Annotated in this window: 16 protein-coding genes and 2 pseudogenes; 15 read left to right on the plus strand and 3 right to left on the minus strand. The window is 45.1% G+C overall.

From position 1 onward, the window contains the following. Nucleotides 1-240 precede the first annotated feature (240 nt). The 4 genes from dapD (at nt 241) to FOC72_RS11380 (ending at nt 3,374) form a co-directional block, all read left to right on the plus strand. On the plus strand, nt 241-939 hold the full coding sequence (gene dapD, locus FOC72_RS11365; RefSeq protein WP_032913994.1) for a 2,3,4,5-tetrahydropyridine-2,6-dicarboxylate N-acetyltransferase: 699 nt from the start codon (nt 241-243) through the stop codon (nt 937-939). A 77-nt stretch (nt 940-1,016) separates the two neighbouring features. Next, the gene (locus FOC72_RS11370; protein WP_002893966.1) at nt 1,017-2,150 is read left to right on the plus strand and encodes an N-acetyldiaminopimelate deacetylase; all 1,134 of its coding nucleotides are present in this window, start codon (nt 1,017-1,019) and stop codon (nt 2,148-2,150) included. Between the two features lie 20 nt (nt 2,151-2,170). Beyond that, nucleotides 2,171-2,707 (plus strand): 5-formyltetrahydrofolate cyclo-ligase, encoded by a 537-nt coding sequence (locus FOC72_RS11375; RefSeq protein ID WP_002893964.1) that lies wholly within the window; start codon nt 2,171-2,173, stop codon nt 2,705-2,707. Then, the gene (locus FOC72_RS11380) at nt 2,691-3,374 is read left to right on the plus strand and encodes a rhomboid family intramembrane serine protease (RefSeq protein ID WP_002893961.1); all 684 of its coding nucleotides are present in this window, start codon (nt 2,691-2,693) and stop codon (nt 3,372-3,374) included. The genes FOC72_RS11375 and FOC72_RS11380 overlap by 17 nt, the downstream gene beginning before the upstream one ends. Nucleotides 3,375-3,474: 100 nt before the next feature. On the opposite strand, the gene galU is transcribed toward FOC72_RS11380, so the two are convergent. After that, nucleotides 3,475-4,380, minus strand: a complete 906-nt coding sequence (galU, locus tag FOC72_RS11385) for a UTP--glucose-1-phosphate uridylyltransferase GalU (protein WP_002893959.1) — start codon at nt 4,378-4,380, stop codon at nt 3,475-3,477. 16 nt (nt 4,381-4,396) lie between these two features. Beyond that, nucleotides 4,397-5,419, minus strand: coding sequence for an NAD(P)H-dependent glycerol-3-phosphate dehydrogenase (locus FOC72_RS11390; RefSeq protein ID WP_002893957.1), 1,023 nt, complete (start codon nt 5,417-5,419; stop codon nt 4,397-4,399). 159 nt (nt 5,420-5,578) lie between these two features. Between FOC72_RS11390 and FOC72_RS11395 the strand changes: the two genes are divergently transcribed. From FOC72_RS11395 to FOC72_RS11750, 4 genes and pseudogenes are all read left to right on the plus strand, one after another. Further along, the gene (locus tag FOC72_RS11395) at nt 5,579-7,285 is read left to right on the plus strand and encodes an ABC transporter ATP-binding protein (protein WP_032913992.1); all 1,707 of its coding nucleotides are present in this window, start codon (nt 5,579-5,581) and stop codon (nt 7,283-7,285) included. 1 nt (nt 7,286) lies between these two features. Next, nucleotides 7,287-7,425 (plus strand): annotated as a pseudogene (locus FOC72_RS11740) (ABC transporter ATP-binding protein); the annotation flags it as partial. Next, nucleotides 7,404-8,132, plus strand: a pseudogene (locus tag FOC72_RS11745) (ABC transporter permease); the annotation flags it as partial. The pseudogenes FOC72_RS11740 and FOC72_RS11745, both read left to right, overlap by 22 nt. A gap of 285 nt (nt 8,133-8,417) precedes the next feature. Then, entirely contained in the window at nt 8,418-9,056 is a 639-nt protein-coding gene (locus FOC72_RS11750; protein WP_437344467.1) for an ABC transporter ATP-binding protein, read from the plus strand. A gap of 116 nt (nt 9,057-9,172) precedes the next feature. On the opposite strand, the gene FOC72_RS11405 is transcribed toward FOC72_RS11750, so the two are convergent. After that, entirely contained in the window at nt 9,173-11,146 is a 1,974-nt protein-coding gene (locus FOC72_RS11405) for a peptide ABC transporter substrate-binding protein (protein ID WP_002893950.1), read from the minus strand. Between the two features lie 227 nt (nt 11,147-11,373). Here FOC72_RS11405 and FOC72_RS11410 point away from each other — a divergent pair, with 227 nt between their 5' ends. The 7 genes from FOC72_RS11410 (at nt 11,374) to FOC72_RS11440 (ending at nt 16,940) form a co-directional block, all read left to right on the plus strand. Next, complete coding sequence (locus FOC72_RS11410) at nt 11,374-12,063, plus strand: gamma-glutamyl-gamma-aminobutyrate hydrolase family protein (protein ID WP_002893948.1); 690 nt, start codon at nt 11,374-11,376, stop codon at nt 12,061-12,063. 217 nt (nt 12,064-12,280) lie between these two features. Continuing rightward, on the plus strand, nt 12,281-12,724 hold the full coding sequence (locus FOC72_RS11415; protein WP_002893947.1) for a dUTP diphosphatase: 444 nt from the start codon (nt 12,281-12,283) through the stop codon (nt 12,722-12,724). Between the two features lies 1 nt (nt 12,725). Beyond that, the gene (locus FOC72_RS11420; RefSeq protein WP_002893946.1) at nt 12,726-13,241 is read left to right on the plus strand and encodes a histidine phosphatase family protein; all 516 of its coding nucleotides are present in this window, start codon (nt 12,726-12,728) and stop codon (nt 13,239-13,241) included. Nucleotides 13,242-13,293: 52 nt separating this feature from the next. Next, the gene (locus FOC72_RS11425) at nt 13,294-13,926 is read left to right on the plus strand and encodes a class I SAM-dependent methyltransferase (RefSeq protein ID WP_002893945.1); all 633 of its coding nucleotides are present in this window, start codon (nt 13,294-13,296) and stop codon (nt 13,924-13,926) included. 5 nt (nt 13,927-13,931) lie between these two features. Continuing rightward, nucleotides 13,932-15,299 carry a DNA repair protein RadA gene (radA, locus tag FOC72_RS11430; protein ID WP_080557372.1) on the plus strand — a complete coding sequence of 456 codons (1,368 nt, stop codon included), beginning with the start codon at nt 13,932-13,934 and terminating at the stop codon, nt 15,297-15,299. A gap of 116 nt (nt 15,300-15,415) precedes the next feature. Further along, complete coding sequence (locus FOC72_RS11435) at nt 15,416-16,132, plus strand: TIGR00266 family protein (RefSeq protein WP_002893943.1); 717 nt, start codon at nt 15,416-15,418, stop codon at nt 16,130-16,132. A gap of 112 nt (nt 16,133-16,244) precedes the next feature. Further along, the gene (locus FOC72_RS11440) at nt 16,245-16,940 is read left to right on the plus strand and encodes a TIGR00266 family protein (RefSeq protein ID WP_002893942.1); all 696 of its coding nucleotides are present in this window, start codon (nt 16,245-16,247) and stop codon (nt 16,938-16,940) included. The last annotated feature ends 212 nt before the right edge of the window (nt 16,941-17,152 follow it).

The following is a 17,152-nucleotide window of genomic DNA, read 5'->3' on the forward strand; positions in this document are numbered from 1 at the left end:
GGAACATTAATCTGAGTCTATGTTAGATTAGAATCTACTGTCATTTGAAATTTGAGGAGGATAAGGGTGGGAGACTCCATTTAAAAAATATTCAATCCTCTGAGTAGGAAATAATAGTATCATTCTAATAAAGTGCAAACTAAACTTCTGAATTGTGTTATAATAGATAAATATTAGATGGCTAGGAGAGAGTATATCTTTCTCTACATAAAGAAATGGAAAGAACAAAGAGGTAAAGCTATGTCTGCTACTAAAATGAACGCTCAAGAAATTATCAAATTTATCGCTGATGCCAAGAAAAAAACTCCGGTCAAGGTGACCTTTAATGGAGAATTGCACGGTTCGATTCCTTGGTCTGTTGTGAAGTTAGGCAATGTTCTTTTTGGGGATTGGGAAGAAATTAAGCCACTCCTAGCGAACTTAGAGGAAAATAAGACCTATGTCGTGGAGCAGGATGCCCGCAATTCAGCGGTGCCGCTTTTGGATAAGCGTGACATCAATGCCCGCATTGAGCCAGGCGCTATTATTCGTGACCAAGTCGAAATTGGTGATAATGCTGTCATCATGATGGGGGCAGTCATCAATATCGGTGCAGAAATTGGTGCTGGAACTATGATTGATATGGGTGCTATTCTGGGCGGCCGAGCAATTGTTGGTAAAAACAGTCATGTCGGTGCAGGTGCTGTTCTGGCGGGAGTCATTGAGCCGGCTAGTGCTGAGCCAGTTCGCGTTGGAGACAATGTACTGATTGGTGCCAATGCGGTTGTGATCGAAGGTGTACAAATTGGCAGTGGTTCCGTTGTTGCGGCTGGTGCGATTGTGATCCAGGATGTTCCGGAAAATGTAGTAGTTGCTGGCGTTCCGGCACGAGTTATCAAGACCATTGATGAAAAGACCCAGCAGAAGACAGCTCTGGAAGATGCCCTGCGTACTCTTTAAAAATAGCATAAAGATGAATTGATTGGGTACGGCCCAACACTTTGACTGGTCTGACAAGATTTTAAAGGAAAGAAACAATGCTTGATTACCTGAAAATTCGCCGTGATTTACACCAGATACCAGAAATCGGTCTGGAAGAATATAAGACTCATGCCTACCTGATGCAGGTCATTGATGGACTGACAGCAGGTCTAGACTTTGTGGAAATCCGAACTTGGCGGACTGGTATTTTGGTCTTTATCAAGGGAAGTTCGCCGGATAAGACGATTGGCTGGCGGACAGATATTGATGGTCTTCCGATTGTGGAGGATACAGGACTGGACTTTGCCAGCACTCATGAAGGTCGTATGCATGCCTGCGGACACGATATGCACATGACGGTCGCTCTAGGCCTGCTGGAGAAAGCTGTGAGCGATCAGCCTACCCACAATCTGCTCTTTCTCTTTCAGCCTGCTGAGGAAAATGAAGCTGGCGGTATGCTCATGTATGAAGACGGTGCCTTTGGCGACTGGCTGCCAGATGAGTTTTATGGACTTCATGTGCGACCGGACCTCAAGGTCGGTGATATTGCGACTAACAGAGGAACTCTCTTTGCTGGCACCTGTGAAGTCAAGCTGACTTTTAAGGGTAAGGGGGGCCATGCGGCCTTTCCTCATGAAGCCAATGACGCTTTGGTGGTGGCTAGCTACTTTATCACCCAGGTGCAGACCATTGTCAGCCGCAATGTCGATCCTATCGAGGGGGCAGTTGTGACCTTTGGTTCGCTCCATGCTGGCACGACCAACAATGTCATAGCAGAAACGGCCTTTTTGCATGGCACCATTCGGACTCTGACTCAGGATATGAACATCTTGACTCAGAAGCGCTTACGGGAAATAGCAGAGGGTCTAGCCCAAAGTTTCGGTCTGGAATTGGACTTGGAGCTTAAACAAGGTGGTTATCTGCCTGTAGAAAATCATCCTGGTCTGGCAGACGAATTGATGGACTTTTTCCAGAAGGAAGAAGGAGTGGAGCTGATTGATATTGCGCCGGCTATGACAGGCGAGGATTTCGGTTATTTGCTCAGCAAGGTCAAGGGCGTCATGTTCTGGCTGGGAGTGGATAGTCCCTACGCCCTTCATCATCCCAAGATGACACCGGATGAGGCAGCACTGCCCTTTGCTATTGAAAAGATTGGGAAGTTCCTAGATTATAAAATCAACGAAAGATAAGGAAAAGGTGGACGAGCTGCATGAAAAAAGAGCTGAGACAAACTGTACTGAACCAGATGAAGAAACTTTCTGGAAAAGAAAAAGAGCAGGCAGATAGCTGGCTGACCCAGCACTTGCTCAGTTCAGCAGCTTATCAAAAAGCTCAGATTATCGCTACCTATCTTTCTATGCCACATGAAGTCTCAACTGCAGCCTTTATCAAGCAGGCTCAGTTAGATGGTAAGCGGGTTTTAGTGCCCAAAACCTATGGCCAAGGTCGGATGATATTTGTGGATTATGATGAAAGCCACCTGCAAAAGAGCTCTTTTGGCCTTATGGAGCCGATGAGCGAAGAGGCTGTGGAGAAGACGGAGATTGATCTGATTCATGTGCCGGGTGTGGTCTTCAATTCTCAAGGCTTTCGGATTGGTTACGGCGGCGGCTACTATGACCGTTATCTGGTTGATTTTGCTGGAGCGTCTATCAGCAGCATCTATAGTTTTCAACAGTCTGATTTTGAACCCGATTATCACGATATAGCAGTAAAGGAAGTGTTGACTTATGAACTACATCTATGATAAAAAATATCCTGTGACCAGTATTTTGCTAATTTTGACAACACTTGTCTTTGTGGGGATGCTTATTTTACGTGGCTTTTCTTATGCTGAAGCACAAACGGTCTTTGAATTTGGAGCAGTGTATTCTCCAACTATTATCATGAATCCCATTCAGATATGGCGCCTCTTTTCTGCTATCTTTGTGCATATTGGCTTGGAGCACTTTGTGGTAAATGTTATTACTCTTTATTTTATTGGACGGCAGGCAGAAGATATTTTTGGCTCGCGAAATTTCTTTCTGCTTTATATGATGTCAGGCCTGATGGGAAATATCTTTGTCTTCTTTTTCAGTCCGGATACTCTGTCAGCAGGAGCCTCTACAGCCTTGTTTGGACTTTTTGCCTCTATCGTGACCTTGCAATATGTCGTTCGCGACAGCTATATTCAGCAGCTGGGGCAGTCTTATATGACCTTGATTGTGGTCAATATCATCTTTAGTTTCATGCCTGGCATCAGTCTGGCTGGGCATTTGGGTGGTTTGATTGGTGGTATACTCTGCGCGGTCATTCTTCCTGTCAAAAGCTCAAGCAATGCCTTTAAACCTACTCAGCGCTGGCTAGTCCTATTTGGTTATCTAGCCTTGGCTGCCCTTCTGATTTTTCTTGGCTTTCATCATTCCTTGATTTAATGAATCTTTAGAAAATAACTGATGAAATATCAAAAAAAGAGGTTGGGAACCTCTTTTTTATAGCTAAAATTTTATTTTCAAAGTTAGTTGTTTGAATCAATTATTTTTTACTTTGTTTTTTCTCTAACGTATGACCCAAGTCAATGATATACTGCTTCAAGGAGTCTTTGACCTGCGGATGCTTGAGGGCGTAGTCGATAGAAGTCTTCATAAAGCCGAACTTGTCACCGACATCATAGCGATCGCCCTTAAATTCGCGAGCGAACACGCGCTGCGTCTTGTTAAGAGTATCAATCGCATCGGTCAGCTGAATCTCATTTCCAGCACCTGGTGCTTGCTTTTCCAAGATTTCAAAAATTTCTGGTGTCAGCAGGTAACGGCCGATAATAGCCAAATCACTCGGTGCATCCTCAGGTTTTGGCTTTTCGACGAAAGTTTCTACGCTGTAGAGACCTTTGACACCTTCACCTTGAGGGGCAATCACACCATAAGAGGAAACTTCATCATGAGGCACCTGCATGACAGCGATGGTAGAAGCATGAGTAGCTTCGTAGTCATCAATCAATTGCTTGGTCAGCGGCACAGCCTTATCATTGGTGATGTCCATGAGATCATCGCCCAGCATGACAACGAAAGGCTCGTTTCCTACGAAAGCCTTAGCTTGAAGGACAGCATCTCCCAGTCCGCGCGGATGGCTCTGACGGATAAAGTGCAGACCGATACCAGTGGTTTCATCGACCAATTTGAGCAAGTCGTCTTTACCCTTTTCTTTGAGGTTGTATTCCAATTCAAAGTTTGAGTCAAAGTGGTCTTCGATGGAGCGTTTTGACTTACCTGTGACAACTAGAATATCTTCAATTCCAGATTTGAGAGCTTCCTCAACGATAAACTGGATGGTTGGCTTGTCAACGATTGGCAACATTTCCTTGGCCAGTGCTTTAGTAGCTGGCAGGAAGCGGGTTCCGAGACCAGCTGCAGGGATGACGGCTTTCTTAACTTTTGACATAATTATTTCCTTTCTATTAGAACGAAGTCCATTCGTTCTCAGCCTTGAATTCATTGTTCATGATTTCATAAATGGCATCTTTGATATTACAATTTTGATAAATAACCTTGTAAATAGCCTGGGTAATCGGCATATAAACATCCAGCTCCTGGGCCAGTTCATAGGCAGCCTTGGTGGTGGAAATCCCTTCGATAACCATGCCCATATTGGCTTCAATATCAGATAATTTCTCGCCGCGTCCTAGAGCATTGCCGGCCCGCCAGTTGCGGGAGTGGACAGAGGTCCCTGTGACAATCAGGTCACCGACACCAGATAGACCGCTGTAGGTTAGAGGGTTGGCTCCTAACTTGACACCTAGACGCGTGATTTCGGCCAGACCGCGTGTGATAATAGCTGCCTTGGCGTTATCACCATAGCCTAGTCCATGGAGAGCACCAGCTCCAACTGCGATGATGTTTTTCAGAGCGCCTGCAGTCTCTACTCCGATGACATCGGTGTTGGTGTAGAGGCGGAAGTAGTGATTGCTGAAGAGCTCCTGCACATACTTAGCTGTTTCTAGGTCCTTAGAAGCAGCAGTAATTAGGGTAATATCGCGTACAATGGTTTCCTCAGCATGGCTGGGACCTGAGACGACGACAATCTCGCTGCGTAGCTCTGCAGGGATTTCTTCTTCTAGGATAGTTGAAATCCGTTCGTGAGTATTGGGCTCCAGTCCCTTGGAGGCGTGCATGATTTTCACCTTGTGGTCTAGAGCCTGGGCTACTTGTTTGGCTACCAGACGGGTTACCTTGGTCGGCACGACAAAAAGCACGGCATCCGCATCTTTTAAAGCTTCTTCTAGGTCATGATAAGCCTTGATCTTTTCGTCCAGTACAATATCTTTGAAATAGCGTTTATTGGTGTGTTCGTCGTTGATTTCGTTGATTTGCTCAGCGATATTTCCCCAAATACGAACCTCATGTCCGTTGTCATTTAGCACTTGTGATAAGGCCGTTCCCCAAGAACCAGGACCAATCACAGCAACTCGTTGTTTATCCATATCTTCTCCTTATGATGAAATTCCGAGTCTGAATTTAAATCGGTTTTAGAGTCTATATCTCATTTTACCATATAATATAAGAAATTTCTTGCTTGACATTGTTTTTATCTATGATATAGTAAGGAAACTAAGCCAAATATGAAAAAAGTAGGAGGAAGCATGTTTTTTAAAAGTCTATTACGGTATAAATGGTATGCCCTGAGTTCGCTTTTGATGACCTCGCTGATGATTGCCAGCTCACTTTTGCTGCCTTGGTTTTTAAAGCACATCTTAGATGCTCTGCAGGAGCAAAATAGCCAGACCATCTACAGTATGGGCGGCTGGCTGATTGGCATCGGTTTTGTTGGACTGGTGGCAGGAGGGATTAATGTGACCTTGGCGGCTTACATTGCCCAAGCTGTTTCATCAGATCTCCGTGAGGAGACTTTCCGCAAGATTCAGACCTTTTCTTATGCCAATATCGAGGAATTCAACGCTGGAAATCTAGTCGTGCGGATGACGAATGACATCAATCAGATTCAAAATGTGACTATGATGCTCTTTCAAATTCTTCTTCGATTGCCCATCCTTTTTATTGGTTCAGTCATCCTGGCCATTGTGACCATGCCCTCTCTCTGGTGGATTATCTTCTTACTGATTGTGCTCATAGCTGGTTTAACGGCTGTCATGATGGGGATGATGGGGCCTCGTTTTAAGAAATTCCAGACTCTTTTGGATAAGATCAATGCCATTGCCAAAGAAAATCTTCGTGGTGTGCGAGTGGTCAAATCCTTCGTTCGGGAGGAAGACCAGTTTTATAAGTTCAGTCAGGTGTCTGATGAGCTTTTATCAGAAAATCTCTACATTGGCTATGCATTTTCAATCATTGAGCCGCTGATGATGTTGGTTGGCTACAGTTCAGTTTACTTGGCTATCTGGACTCTATCTGGCATGATTCAGGCGGAACCAGGCCTGGTCAGCTCTATCGCTTCTTTTATCGGTTATCTGAGTCAGATTATTTTCACCATCATTATGGTTGGCTTCTTGGGAAATGGCGTGACGAGGGGGATCATTTCTATCCGTCGGATCAAGGAGGTATTGGCGACGGAGCCAGCCATGACTTTCCCAGACTCGCCAGATGAAGAACTAGAAGGCAGCCTCAGCTTTGAGCATGTGACTTTTTCCTATCCCAATGATGACGATCCAATGCTAAAGGATATCAGCTTTGAGGTTGAGCCGGGGCAAATGATTGGCGTTGTCGGTGCGACAGGCGCTGGGAAATCTACCTTGGCCCAGCTGATTCCCCGTCTTTTTGACCCGCAGGAAGGTTCTGTCAAGATTGGCGGCCGAGATTTGCGAGAGCTTAGTCAGGGAACTCTTCGCAAAAATGTTTCTATCGTGCTGCAGCGGGCGCTTCTATTTAGCGGGACCATTGCGGATAATCTCCGTCAGGGCAAGCTCAACGCTTCGCTGCCTGAAATGGAGCGGGCGGCTCGTATTGCCCAAGCCAGTGAATTTATCAGCCGTATGGAAGAGAGTTTTGACAGTGCAGTGGAGGAGCGTGGCAGCAACTTCTCTGGCGGTCAGAAGCAGCGGATGTCGATTGCCAGAGGTGTTGTCAACAATCCCAATATTTTGATTTTAGATGATTCGACCTCAGCCTTGGATGCCAAGTCAGAAAAGCTGGTTCAAGAAGCCTTGAACAAGGAGCTGCAAGGAACGACAACGATTATCATTGCTCAAAAGATTAGCTCCGTCGTTCATGCAGATAAGATTCTGGTCTTGGATCAAGGACGGCTGATTGGCCAAGGGACGCATGCGGAATTGGTCACCACTAACGATGTTTACCGTGAAATCTACGAAACTCAGAAAGGAAAGGAGGACTAAGATGCGGACGATTGCATTTTTTTGGCAATATTTTAAGCGTTACAAATTATCCTTTGTCGTTGTCCTTTTGATGATGATAACAGCGACTGTTTTTCAGGTCCTTTTTCCGGTTTATGTCGGTCAGGCTGTTCAGCATTTGGTTGAGTTGGGACGGGCTTTTGCGGAGAAGGGTGAGACTGATCAGATTCTGTCAACTTTTGGCAGCGTCATGGGCAGTGTATTGGTGTCCTTTGTCTGCCTGTCTGTTTCCAGCTTGATTTACATGGTTTTGATGACCCGAGTTATTGCCCATTCGACCAATGAGATGCGCAAGGGCCTGTTTGGCAAGCTGTCCAAGATGACAGTTGCTTTCTTTGACCGCCATCAGGATGGAGACATTCTGTCGCGCTTTACCAGCGACTTGGACAATATCCTGCAGGCTCTAAACGAGAGTATGATCCAGGTTATGAGCAATGCCTTACTCTATCTGGGCCTCGTGATTATCATGTTTGTTCAAAATGCTAGATTGGCCTGGATAACGGTAGCTAGCACGCCGGTTGCTTTTCTTCTTCTAGTGGTCATTGTTAGGCTGGCTCGGAAATACACCAATCTTCAGCAAAAAGAAGTCGGTCGCCTCAATGCTTATATGGACGAGACCATTTCCGGTCAGAAGGCTGTTATCGTTCAGGGAATGCAGGAGGAGGTCATCAAAGGTTTCATTGAGCAGAATGACCGCGTACGCTCGGCAACCTTTAAAGGACGGACCTTTTCAGGGCTTCTCTTCCCTATCATGAACGGGATGAATTTGATTAATACAGCCATTGTTATTTTTGTTGGTTCAGCTGTCTTACTGAGCGACCCTAATGTTGAAACGGCTGTTGCAGTTGGCCTGATTACCACTTTCACTCAGTTCTCTCAGCAGTATTATCAGCCTATCATCCAGATTGCGGCCAGCTGGGGCAGTTTGCAGTTGGCCTTTACAGGGGCTGACCGGATTCAGGAGATGTTTGATGCGCCGGAGGAAGTCCGGCCGGAGAATGCCCCTGCTTTCACAGAGCTCACAGACTCCGTGGATATCAAGCATGTGGACTTCTCTTATGTTGAAGGCAAGCCCATTCTCAAAGACGTGTCTATCTTAGCCCCTAAGGGCAAGATGACGGCTGTTGTTGGCCCTACTGGTTCAGGTAAGACGACCATTATGAACCTGCTCAATCGCTTTTATGATGTGGATAGTGGCAGCATTGAGTTTGACGGTCGCGACATTCGTGACTATGAGCTGGACAGCTTACGGAGTCATGTGGGCATTGTCTTGCAGGATTCGGTGCTCTTTAGCGGTACGATTCGGGACAATATCCGATTCGGTGTGCCGGATGCCAGTCAGGAGATGGTAGAAACGGCTGCGCGTGCGACCCATATTCATGACTATATTGAAAGTCTGCCAGACAAATACGATACTCTGGTAGATGATGACCAGAATATTTTCTCAACTGGGCAGAAACAGCTGATTTCCATCGCTAGAACTTTGCTGACTGATCCGCAAGTCTTGATTTTGGACGAAGCGACTTCCAATGTCGATACGGTGACGGAGAGCAAGATTCAGCAAGCCATGGAAGCCGTTGTGGCTGGCCGAACTAGCTTTGTCATTGCTCACCGCCTCAAGACAATTCTCAATGCCGACCAGATTATCGTCCTCAAAGACGGAGAGGTTATCGAACAGGGCGATCATCACCAGCTCCTTAAACTCGGTGGCTTCTACTCAGAGCTCTATCACAACCAGTTTGTCTTTGAGTAGCTGGTTGGTTTTGCAGCTGGATAATCAGCCAGGCTTTTAAAATATTAAATAGAAAATTTAAAAAATCCAGCAGGTTTCTTTTCCTGCTGGATTTTTAATTAACATCAAAGTAGTGATTATTTCACATGTTTAGCCAGATCTTCTTGGGCCTTTTTATTGGATTCCTCTTTTTCTTTTTTCCACTTTTCTTGGACCTTTTGATAGTCTTTAGTCGTGACAATCTCATCACTGATTTCCACGTATTTATGGTAGTTGGCATCTTTTGTACCTGTCTGAGCATAAGAGTTGGTAAATGGCACAATCCGAGAAATGAACGGTGCTGCTCCTCTGCTGCTCATAGTTGGCACAACGAGGGCACTATCTGTCAGCCATGCTTGAGCTGCAGCATATTTTTCATAACGCTTGTCAACATCTTGTGTTTCGTTTCCGGCCTCTTCGATCAGCTTGCTGTACTCATCCAGTCCTACAGCTTTAGCAGCAGCATTGTCTTTGTCTTCAAATCCAAGGTAGGTTCTGGTCTGAGTGCTGTTACCTGGCACTAAAATGTCCAGGTAAGTAGATGGATCTTGGTAGTCTGGCTCCCAGCCAACGAGACCGTTGATATCCCAGTCTTCCTGGCTAGCAGCTTCAGCATTGAAGGTGATGTTTAGTGCTTCGTCCTCAGCCAGCATCTGTAGGTCTACAGAGACATTGTCCTTTCCTAAAGCCTCTTCTAGTGACTGTTTCAGAGATTGCATGCGGTTGACGAAGTTAGTAGAATTCTGAGCGACAGGAACGTCTAGATGGATTGGGAATTGTACGCCTTCATCTGCAAGAGCCTGCTTGGCTTTGGCAAATTCCGCTTTGGCTTTGTCAGTATTGTGGAGACCGTCTTGGCCGTCATCCAGCTTGATACCTTTCCACTCGTCACCATAGGAAGCTAGTGATTCTTCGACCAGAGTGCCAAATTCCTTGCCATTGGCTTGTACGAAGGTTGGCGGAACAAAGAGATTACGGACAGCTGGCTTGGCTGCATCTTCTCCGTTGACCTGAGCTGAATAGCTTTCGCGGTTAAGGGCAAAGGCTAGAGCTTGGCGGAAGTCTTTGTTCAGCAGAGCTTTTTTGGTAGCTTCTTTTTGTTCATCGCTGGTTTTAGAAGTATGGTTATAACTTTGACGGTCAATGTTAAAGCTGATTAGACCGACACCCGCTCCTGCTTCTGTCATGAAGATATTATCTTTGTATTTCTCAGCGATTGAGGAATAACTGGAAGTGGCTGGGTAGAGTCTTGCCAAACTGTAGCCGCCATCTCCGAAGGTCCGCGCTAATGAATCTTGGTCAGAACCATCGTAGTAAGATAGTTTGACGCCATCAATCTTAACCTTGTCCTTATCCCAGTAGTTAGGGTTCTTCTCAAATTCGACAGAGGATTTAGAAGTAATGGATTTCATGATAAATGGACCGTTATACAGAATGGAGTCGGCTTTGGTTGCCTGACCGAATTCCTTGCCTTGCTTTTCTAGGAAGGCCTCGTTGACCGGCATCATAACACCTGATGTTGTTTTAGAGTTCCAGTAGGTTTCAGGCTTGTTGAGTGTATATTGAACCGTATGATCGTCCAGTGCCTTAACTCCAACAGCTGAAAAGTCCTTGTTGGTACCAGCTGCATATTCACTCAGTCCCTTGATGGAATCTTGGATAAGAGGGAGGGCGTCTGATTTGATATCAGCAGCATGTTTGATACCTGTTACAAAGTCCTGAGCCGTGACATCTGCGTATTCTTCGCCATCAGCGGTATACCACTTGGCATCTTTGCGCAGCTTATAGGTATAGACGAGACCATCTGGAGAGACTGTCCAATCTTCTGCGATAGACGGAGCTAAGTTTCCATATTTATCATTTTCCAGCAAGCCGTCTACACCATTTGTAGTCAGCTCGTGGGTAGACACCTTTGCTGACTGGATGTAGTCCAAAGTCGTTGGATCAGACGTAAAGACATAGCTGTAGATTTTTTTGCTGGATTGGGAACTTCCGCCTCCAGAGCAAGCTGTAAGTAAGCCGACAGAGAGCAGAGTGAGCCCTGCGGCAAGAAGAATATTTGATTTTCTCATAGGGACCTCCAAGTCATGAGTTTTTACACTGCTTATTATAACAAATTTCTGTCAAAAGTAAATAATTTTCTGATAATTCTGAAATGTTTTTCTAAATTTTAAAAAAGAGATTTATAGTGTTGCATATTCTGATAAAAAATTTTTATAACCAGCTTTAAAAAAATCTATTGGACGGCTTCGCAGAGGAGTGGTAAGATATACTATATCAAATAAGGGGGAATCACGGTATGTGCAGAACAATTGTTGGAATTTCAGCCAATCTTTGTCCAGTAGATGAAGCTGGAAAAAATATTCACACCTCTGTTTCACGCAAGTTTGTGGACGGCGTACGAATGGTTGGTGGCCTGCCGATGGTGATTCCCGTCGGGGATAAAAGTTTAGTTCAGGATTATGTAGAAACGATTGACAAGCTGATTTTATCAGGCGGGCAAAATGTTCACCCACAGTTTTATGGGGAAGAAAAGACCATTGACAGCGATGATTACAATATTGTCCGCGATGAGTTTGAGTTGGCTCTCTTGAAAGAAGCTCTGCGCCAAAACAAGCCTGTCATGGCTATTTGCCGCGGTCTGCAGTTGGTCAATGTTGCTTTTGGCGGCACTCTCAATCAGCATATCGAAAATCACTGGCAGGGCTTGCCATTTGGTACTTCGCACTCCATTCGTACGGAGAAAGACAGCGTTGTGGAGCGTTTGTTTGGTCAGGCTAGCCAGATTAATTCGGTCCATCGCCAAAGCATCAAAGACTTGGCGCCTAATTTCCGCGCGACAGCTTTTGATCCCAGAGACAATACCATCGAAGCGATTGAATCGGTTGACAATCATCGTATCATAGGTCTTCAATGGCATCCGGAGTTTTTAATAAACGAAGAAAAGGGCAATTTGGAGCTATTTCAGTACCTCTTGCAAGAGCTGTAAAAAATTATTTTATTTTTTTAAGTTACTTTTAGGAAAATTTAAGATAAGTGTTCTATACTAAGACTATAAACAAAGACCTCCTAACTTTGTTTAGAAATCCTAAAACTTTTCTTTTTCATAATAATCTCCCTATAAGAACCGCCCAATTGGCGGTTTTTTTGCTTGTTTTTTGCGAATTTAGTATAATAGGGACAGCAAAAATAGAAAAGAGAAATACATGAAAATTCGCGGATTCGAGCTGGTTTCCAGCTTTACAAATGAAGATTTGTTGCCCAAGAGAGAGACGGCTCACGCAGCTGGCTACGATTTGAAAGTGGCAGAGCGCACCCTCATTGCGCCAGGGGAGATTAAGCTGGTTCCGACTGGTGTCAAGGCCTATATGCAGCCGGGCGAGGTGCTCTATCTTTACGACCGCTCGTCCAATCCTCGTAAAAAAGGTCTGGTTTTGATTAACTCCGTTGGGGTCATTGATGGCGACTACTATGGTAATCCTGGAAACGAAGGCCATATCTTTGCCCAAATGAAGAATATCACGGATCAGGAAGTCGTCCTTGAAGTTGGCGAACGTGTAGTGCAGGCTGTCTTTGCATCATTTCTGATTGCTGATGGAGATGAAGCGGAAGGTGTGCGGACCGGCGGATTTGGGTCGACAGGACATTAGTATGAAAATCATTTTTATCCGTCACGGAGAGTCAGATTATTCATTTTTGGAAGAGGCTGGCTATACTGGATTTGGACTAGATTTGGCTCCCTTGTCGGCTGCTGGTCGTCAGATGGCGACAGAGGCAGCTGCTAATCCTTTGCTGGAACAGGCGGAAATTCTGATTTCCTCTTCTGTGACGCGGGCTTTGGAGACGGCTTCCTATCTGATTCGAAACCGCCAACTGCCGCTTTTTGTGGAGCCTTTTCTACATGAATGGCAGGTATACGAGAGTGGGATAGAAAAGTTTGAGCAGGCTCGGAAGTTATTTTTTGAGAATAATGGTTCTCTTCCTGCAGGAAGTCCTGTCCGGTATGAGACAGCTGAGCAGATGAAAGCCCGCTTTTTGCGTACCTTAAGCAAATACAGAGACTACGAGACGGTAGCTCTTGTAGCCCATCGCATGCTCATCCGCCAGTTTGTGGCTGATCAGCAGATTGATTTTTGCCAGTTTGTTGAATGTGAATTGAAGTTTTAATGTTTCGTTGTAAAAAGAATCTTAATAAAAGGATTTTGAGATAGAAGAAAATATGAAAGAATTTAAGAACAAGGACTATGCAACAGAAATTCGTCAGAAAATTCCAGGCTATGATGTGATGCTAGATGTGATTTTCCGAGGAGTATTGCTTAGGTTAGCACCCGGTTTAAAAGTCGATAAGGTGTTAGCTTTGGCAAGCCAGACGGATGAGCTGAATGGTTTGGCATCCTTATTTCCTAAGGCAGGGGTGACGGTTGTGGAGCCAAGTGAGGCGATGCTACAAGAGCTTAAAAGTCAGGTTCATCTGCCTCAAGCGGAGTATCTTAATAGTCGGTTTGAAGAAGCAGTGCTGCCTTCTGCTTATCAGATTTGTTCTTGCTTGCTAGTATTGCAGTTTGTTGAAAATCCCAGCTTATTTCTTCGAAAAATTTATGACTCTTTAAGTGAAGGTGGCCTTCTGATTCTTAGCTTTTTTTCCAACCAGCAACTGGGCTATTGGAAAACACTTGCTTCAGAGCTAGGAGCTAATCAGCAACAAGTTCAGCGTACTTATGAGAATCAAGCTGGTTTGATGAATTCCCTCTCGCCTCAAGAAGTTGCGGACATGCTGGAAGAGGCTGGCTTTACTAATATAGAGCAGGTGTGTCAGGTCTTATCTACTTTTGTTTGGATTATTAGAAAATAAGGAGAATCACCATCGTTAAGAAAAAAACGACCTTTGTCTGTCAAAATTGTGAATATCATTCGCCCAAGTACCTAGGCCGCTGTCCTAACTGTGGCTCTTGGTCTTCTTTCGTTGAGGAAGTAGAGGCTGCAGAGGTCAAGCATGCCCGTGTTTCCTTGACAGGCGAAAAGACCCGGCCCATGAAGCTGGCTGAGGTCACTTCGATTGATGTCAATCGGACCAAGACGGAAATGGACGAGTTCAACCGTGTGCTGGGTGGTGGCGTAGTGCCTGGTAGTCTGGTTCTGATTGGCGGGGATCCCGGTATCGGGAAATCCACCCTGCTTCTGCAAGTATCCACCCAGCTTTCCCACCAGGGCATCGTCCTATATGTCAGTGGGGAGGAATCAGCTGAGCAGATTAAGTTGCGGGCGGAGCGTCTCGGTGATATTGACAGTGAATTTTATCTTTACGCCGAGACCAATATGCAAAATATCCGCACAGAGATTGAGAAAATCAAGCCAGATTTTCTGATTATTGACTCTATACAGACGGTGGTGTCACCGGAAATTTCCAGTGTTCAAGGTTCTGTTTCTCAGGTTCGAGAGGTAACGGCTGAGCTCATGCAGCTGGCCAAGACCAATAATATCGCAACCTTTATCGTTGGTCACATGACCAAGGAAGGAACCTTAGCTGGTCCCCGAACACTAGAGCACATGGTGGACACCGTGCTTTATTTTGAGGGTGAACGTCAGCATACTTTCCGTATCTTGAGAGCCGTCAAGAACCGCTTTGGCTCAACCAATGAGATTGGCATTTTTGAAATGCAGTCTGGTGGGCTAGTTGAGGTTGTCAATCCAAGTGAAGTCTTTCTAGAAGAGCGTCTGGATGGCGCGACAGGTTCGTCTATTGTCGTGACCATGGAAGGGACGCGGCCGATTTTGGCAGAGGTGCAGGCTTTGGTGACACCAACCATGTTCGGCAATGCTAAGCGGACCACAACTGGACTGGACTTTAACCGAGCCAGCCTCATCATGGCGGTTCTGGAAAAACGGGCAGGGCTCCTCCTGCAAAATCAAGACGCCTACCTCAAATCAGCCGGCGGCGTCAAGCTAGATGAGCCAGCCATTGATTTGGCGGTGGCGGTAGCCATTGCTTCCAGCTACAAGGATTTACCTACCAATCCCCAAGAGTGCTTTATCGGTGAAATTGGCCTGACTGGCGAAATCCGACGGGTCAACCGCATCGAGCAGCGCATCAACGAAGCAGCAAAGCTGGGCTTCACCAAAGTCTACGCTCCTAAAAACTCTCTGAACGGCCTCAAAGTTCCAGACAATATCCAAGTCATCGGTGTGACGACGATTGGGGAAGTCTTAAAGAAAGTATTTTCTTGATTAAAGTAGTATTGCGAAAAGTTGTTGTGCGTGCTATAATATTGCTAGAAAAAATAGGATTTATCTGGAATTTCCTATAAGTTGTTTTTCCAGATTTTTTAGGAGGATAATCAACCATGGTAGATCATCGTATGAATGTTTCTATTACCAACAATGCTCAATTTCCCTTGGCGGAGATTGCCTTAGATGTATCAGAGTCTGTTCGTATTCAGACTGGGAGCATGATATACCACACTCCCAATGTTGTCCTGAATGCTAAAGTGAATGCAGAGTCTCAATCAATCTTTGGCAAGGCAATCCAAGCTGTAGGACGTTCTATGGCTTCTGGCGAAGGAGTGTTTATCACTGAAGCAACTGCTCAATCAAATAACGGTCGTCTAGCCTTAGCACCTAATGTACCTGGTCAGATTGTTGCTCTAGAACTAGGCGAAAAGCAATACCGCCTTAATGATGGGGCTTTTCTGGCTATGGATGGCTCTGCCTCTTATACTTTGGAGACGCAGTCGGTAGGTCGAGCTCTCTTTGGTGGTCAAGGAGGCTTTTATGTGATGAGTACCCAAGGTCAGGGGACACTTTTGGTAAATTCCTTTGGCTCGATTCAAAAGGTAGAGTTGCATAATGATAGGATAACGATTGACAATGCCCACGTAGTAGCATGGAGCCGAGAGTTGGAATATGATATTCATTTAGAAAATGGTTTATGGCAGTCCATGGGGACTGGCGAAGGAGTAGTTAATACCTTTCATGGAACTGGGGAAATTTACATCCAAAGTCTCAATATTGAAACCTTTGCAAATGTTCTTCGTCCACATCTACACATTGATAATTCTTGAAAATTTCTAGGAGAGACTCAGGCAGTCTCTTCTTTTTGATGCTTCAGTTTTCCTTTGTTCAAAATGTAGGAAAATGTTATAATCAAGTCATAATAAGAAGGAGGCATTTCTTATGCGATTTTCTATGGATAGTAATATGCAGTTTCCTTTGGTTGAGTTGTCGCTCAATCAAGGTGAAACGGTCTTTATCCAGCGTGGCAGCATGGTCTACCACACGCCGAATGTGACCCTGAATACCCAGCTCAATGCAAGCGGTTCTGGCTTGGGACGTTTTGTCAAGGCTGTGGGGCGTTCGATGGTTTCTGGTGAAAGTACCTTTATTACTCAGGCTGTTGCCCAGTCTGATAATGGCTACCTTGCTTTGGCGCCAGATGCTCCTGGTCAAGTCATTCCTCTTCAGCTAGGCGAAAAGCAATATCGGCTGAATGACGGTGCCTTTCTGGCTCTTGATGGTACGGCTTACTATACCATGGAGCGTCAGTCTGTTGGCAAGGCTCTCTTTGGCGGTCAAGGCGGTCTCTTCGTTATGACGACCCAAGGACAGGGCACTCTTTTGGCTAATGCCTTTGGTTCTATTAAGAAAATTGAGCTTCATAACCAAGAAGTGACTATTGACAATGCCCATGTAGTAGCTTGGAGCCAGTCTTTGAATTATAATATCCATCTGGAAAATGGCTTCTGGCAGTCTATTGGAACGGGTGAAGGAGTGGTCAACACCTTCCAAGGTACTGGTGAAGTCTATGTGCAAAGTCTCAATCTTCAAACCTTTGCAGGCTCACTCAGCAAGTATATTCCAAGAAGCTCATAACAAATAAAACTAGGACAGAAAACCAGATTAGATGCTGGGTTTGACTGTCCTATTTTTTGTAACAAAGCCGAGAACTGACAAATAGTAGAAAAGATGGTAAGATAATATAAAATTATTTGAATATCAAAGTACCAGTAAGGGGAAAGAATGTCATATTTTGAAAACTTTATGAAGGCCAATCAAGCCTTGAAAAGGCAACGGCCGCCTTTATG

It is taken from the genome of Streptococcus sanguinis, from assembly GCF_013343115.1.
Classification (GTDB): domain Bacteria; phylum Bacillota; class Bacilli; order Lactobacillales; family Streptococcaceae; genus Streptococcus; species Streptococcus sanguinis_H.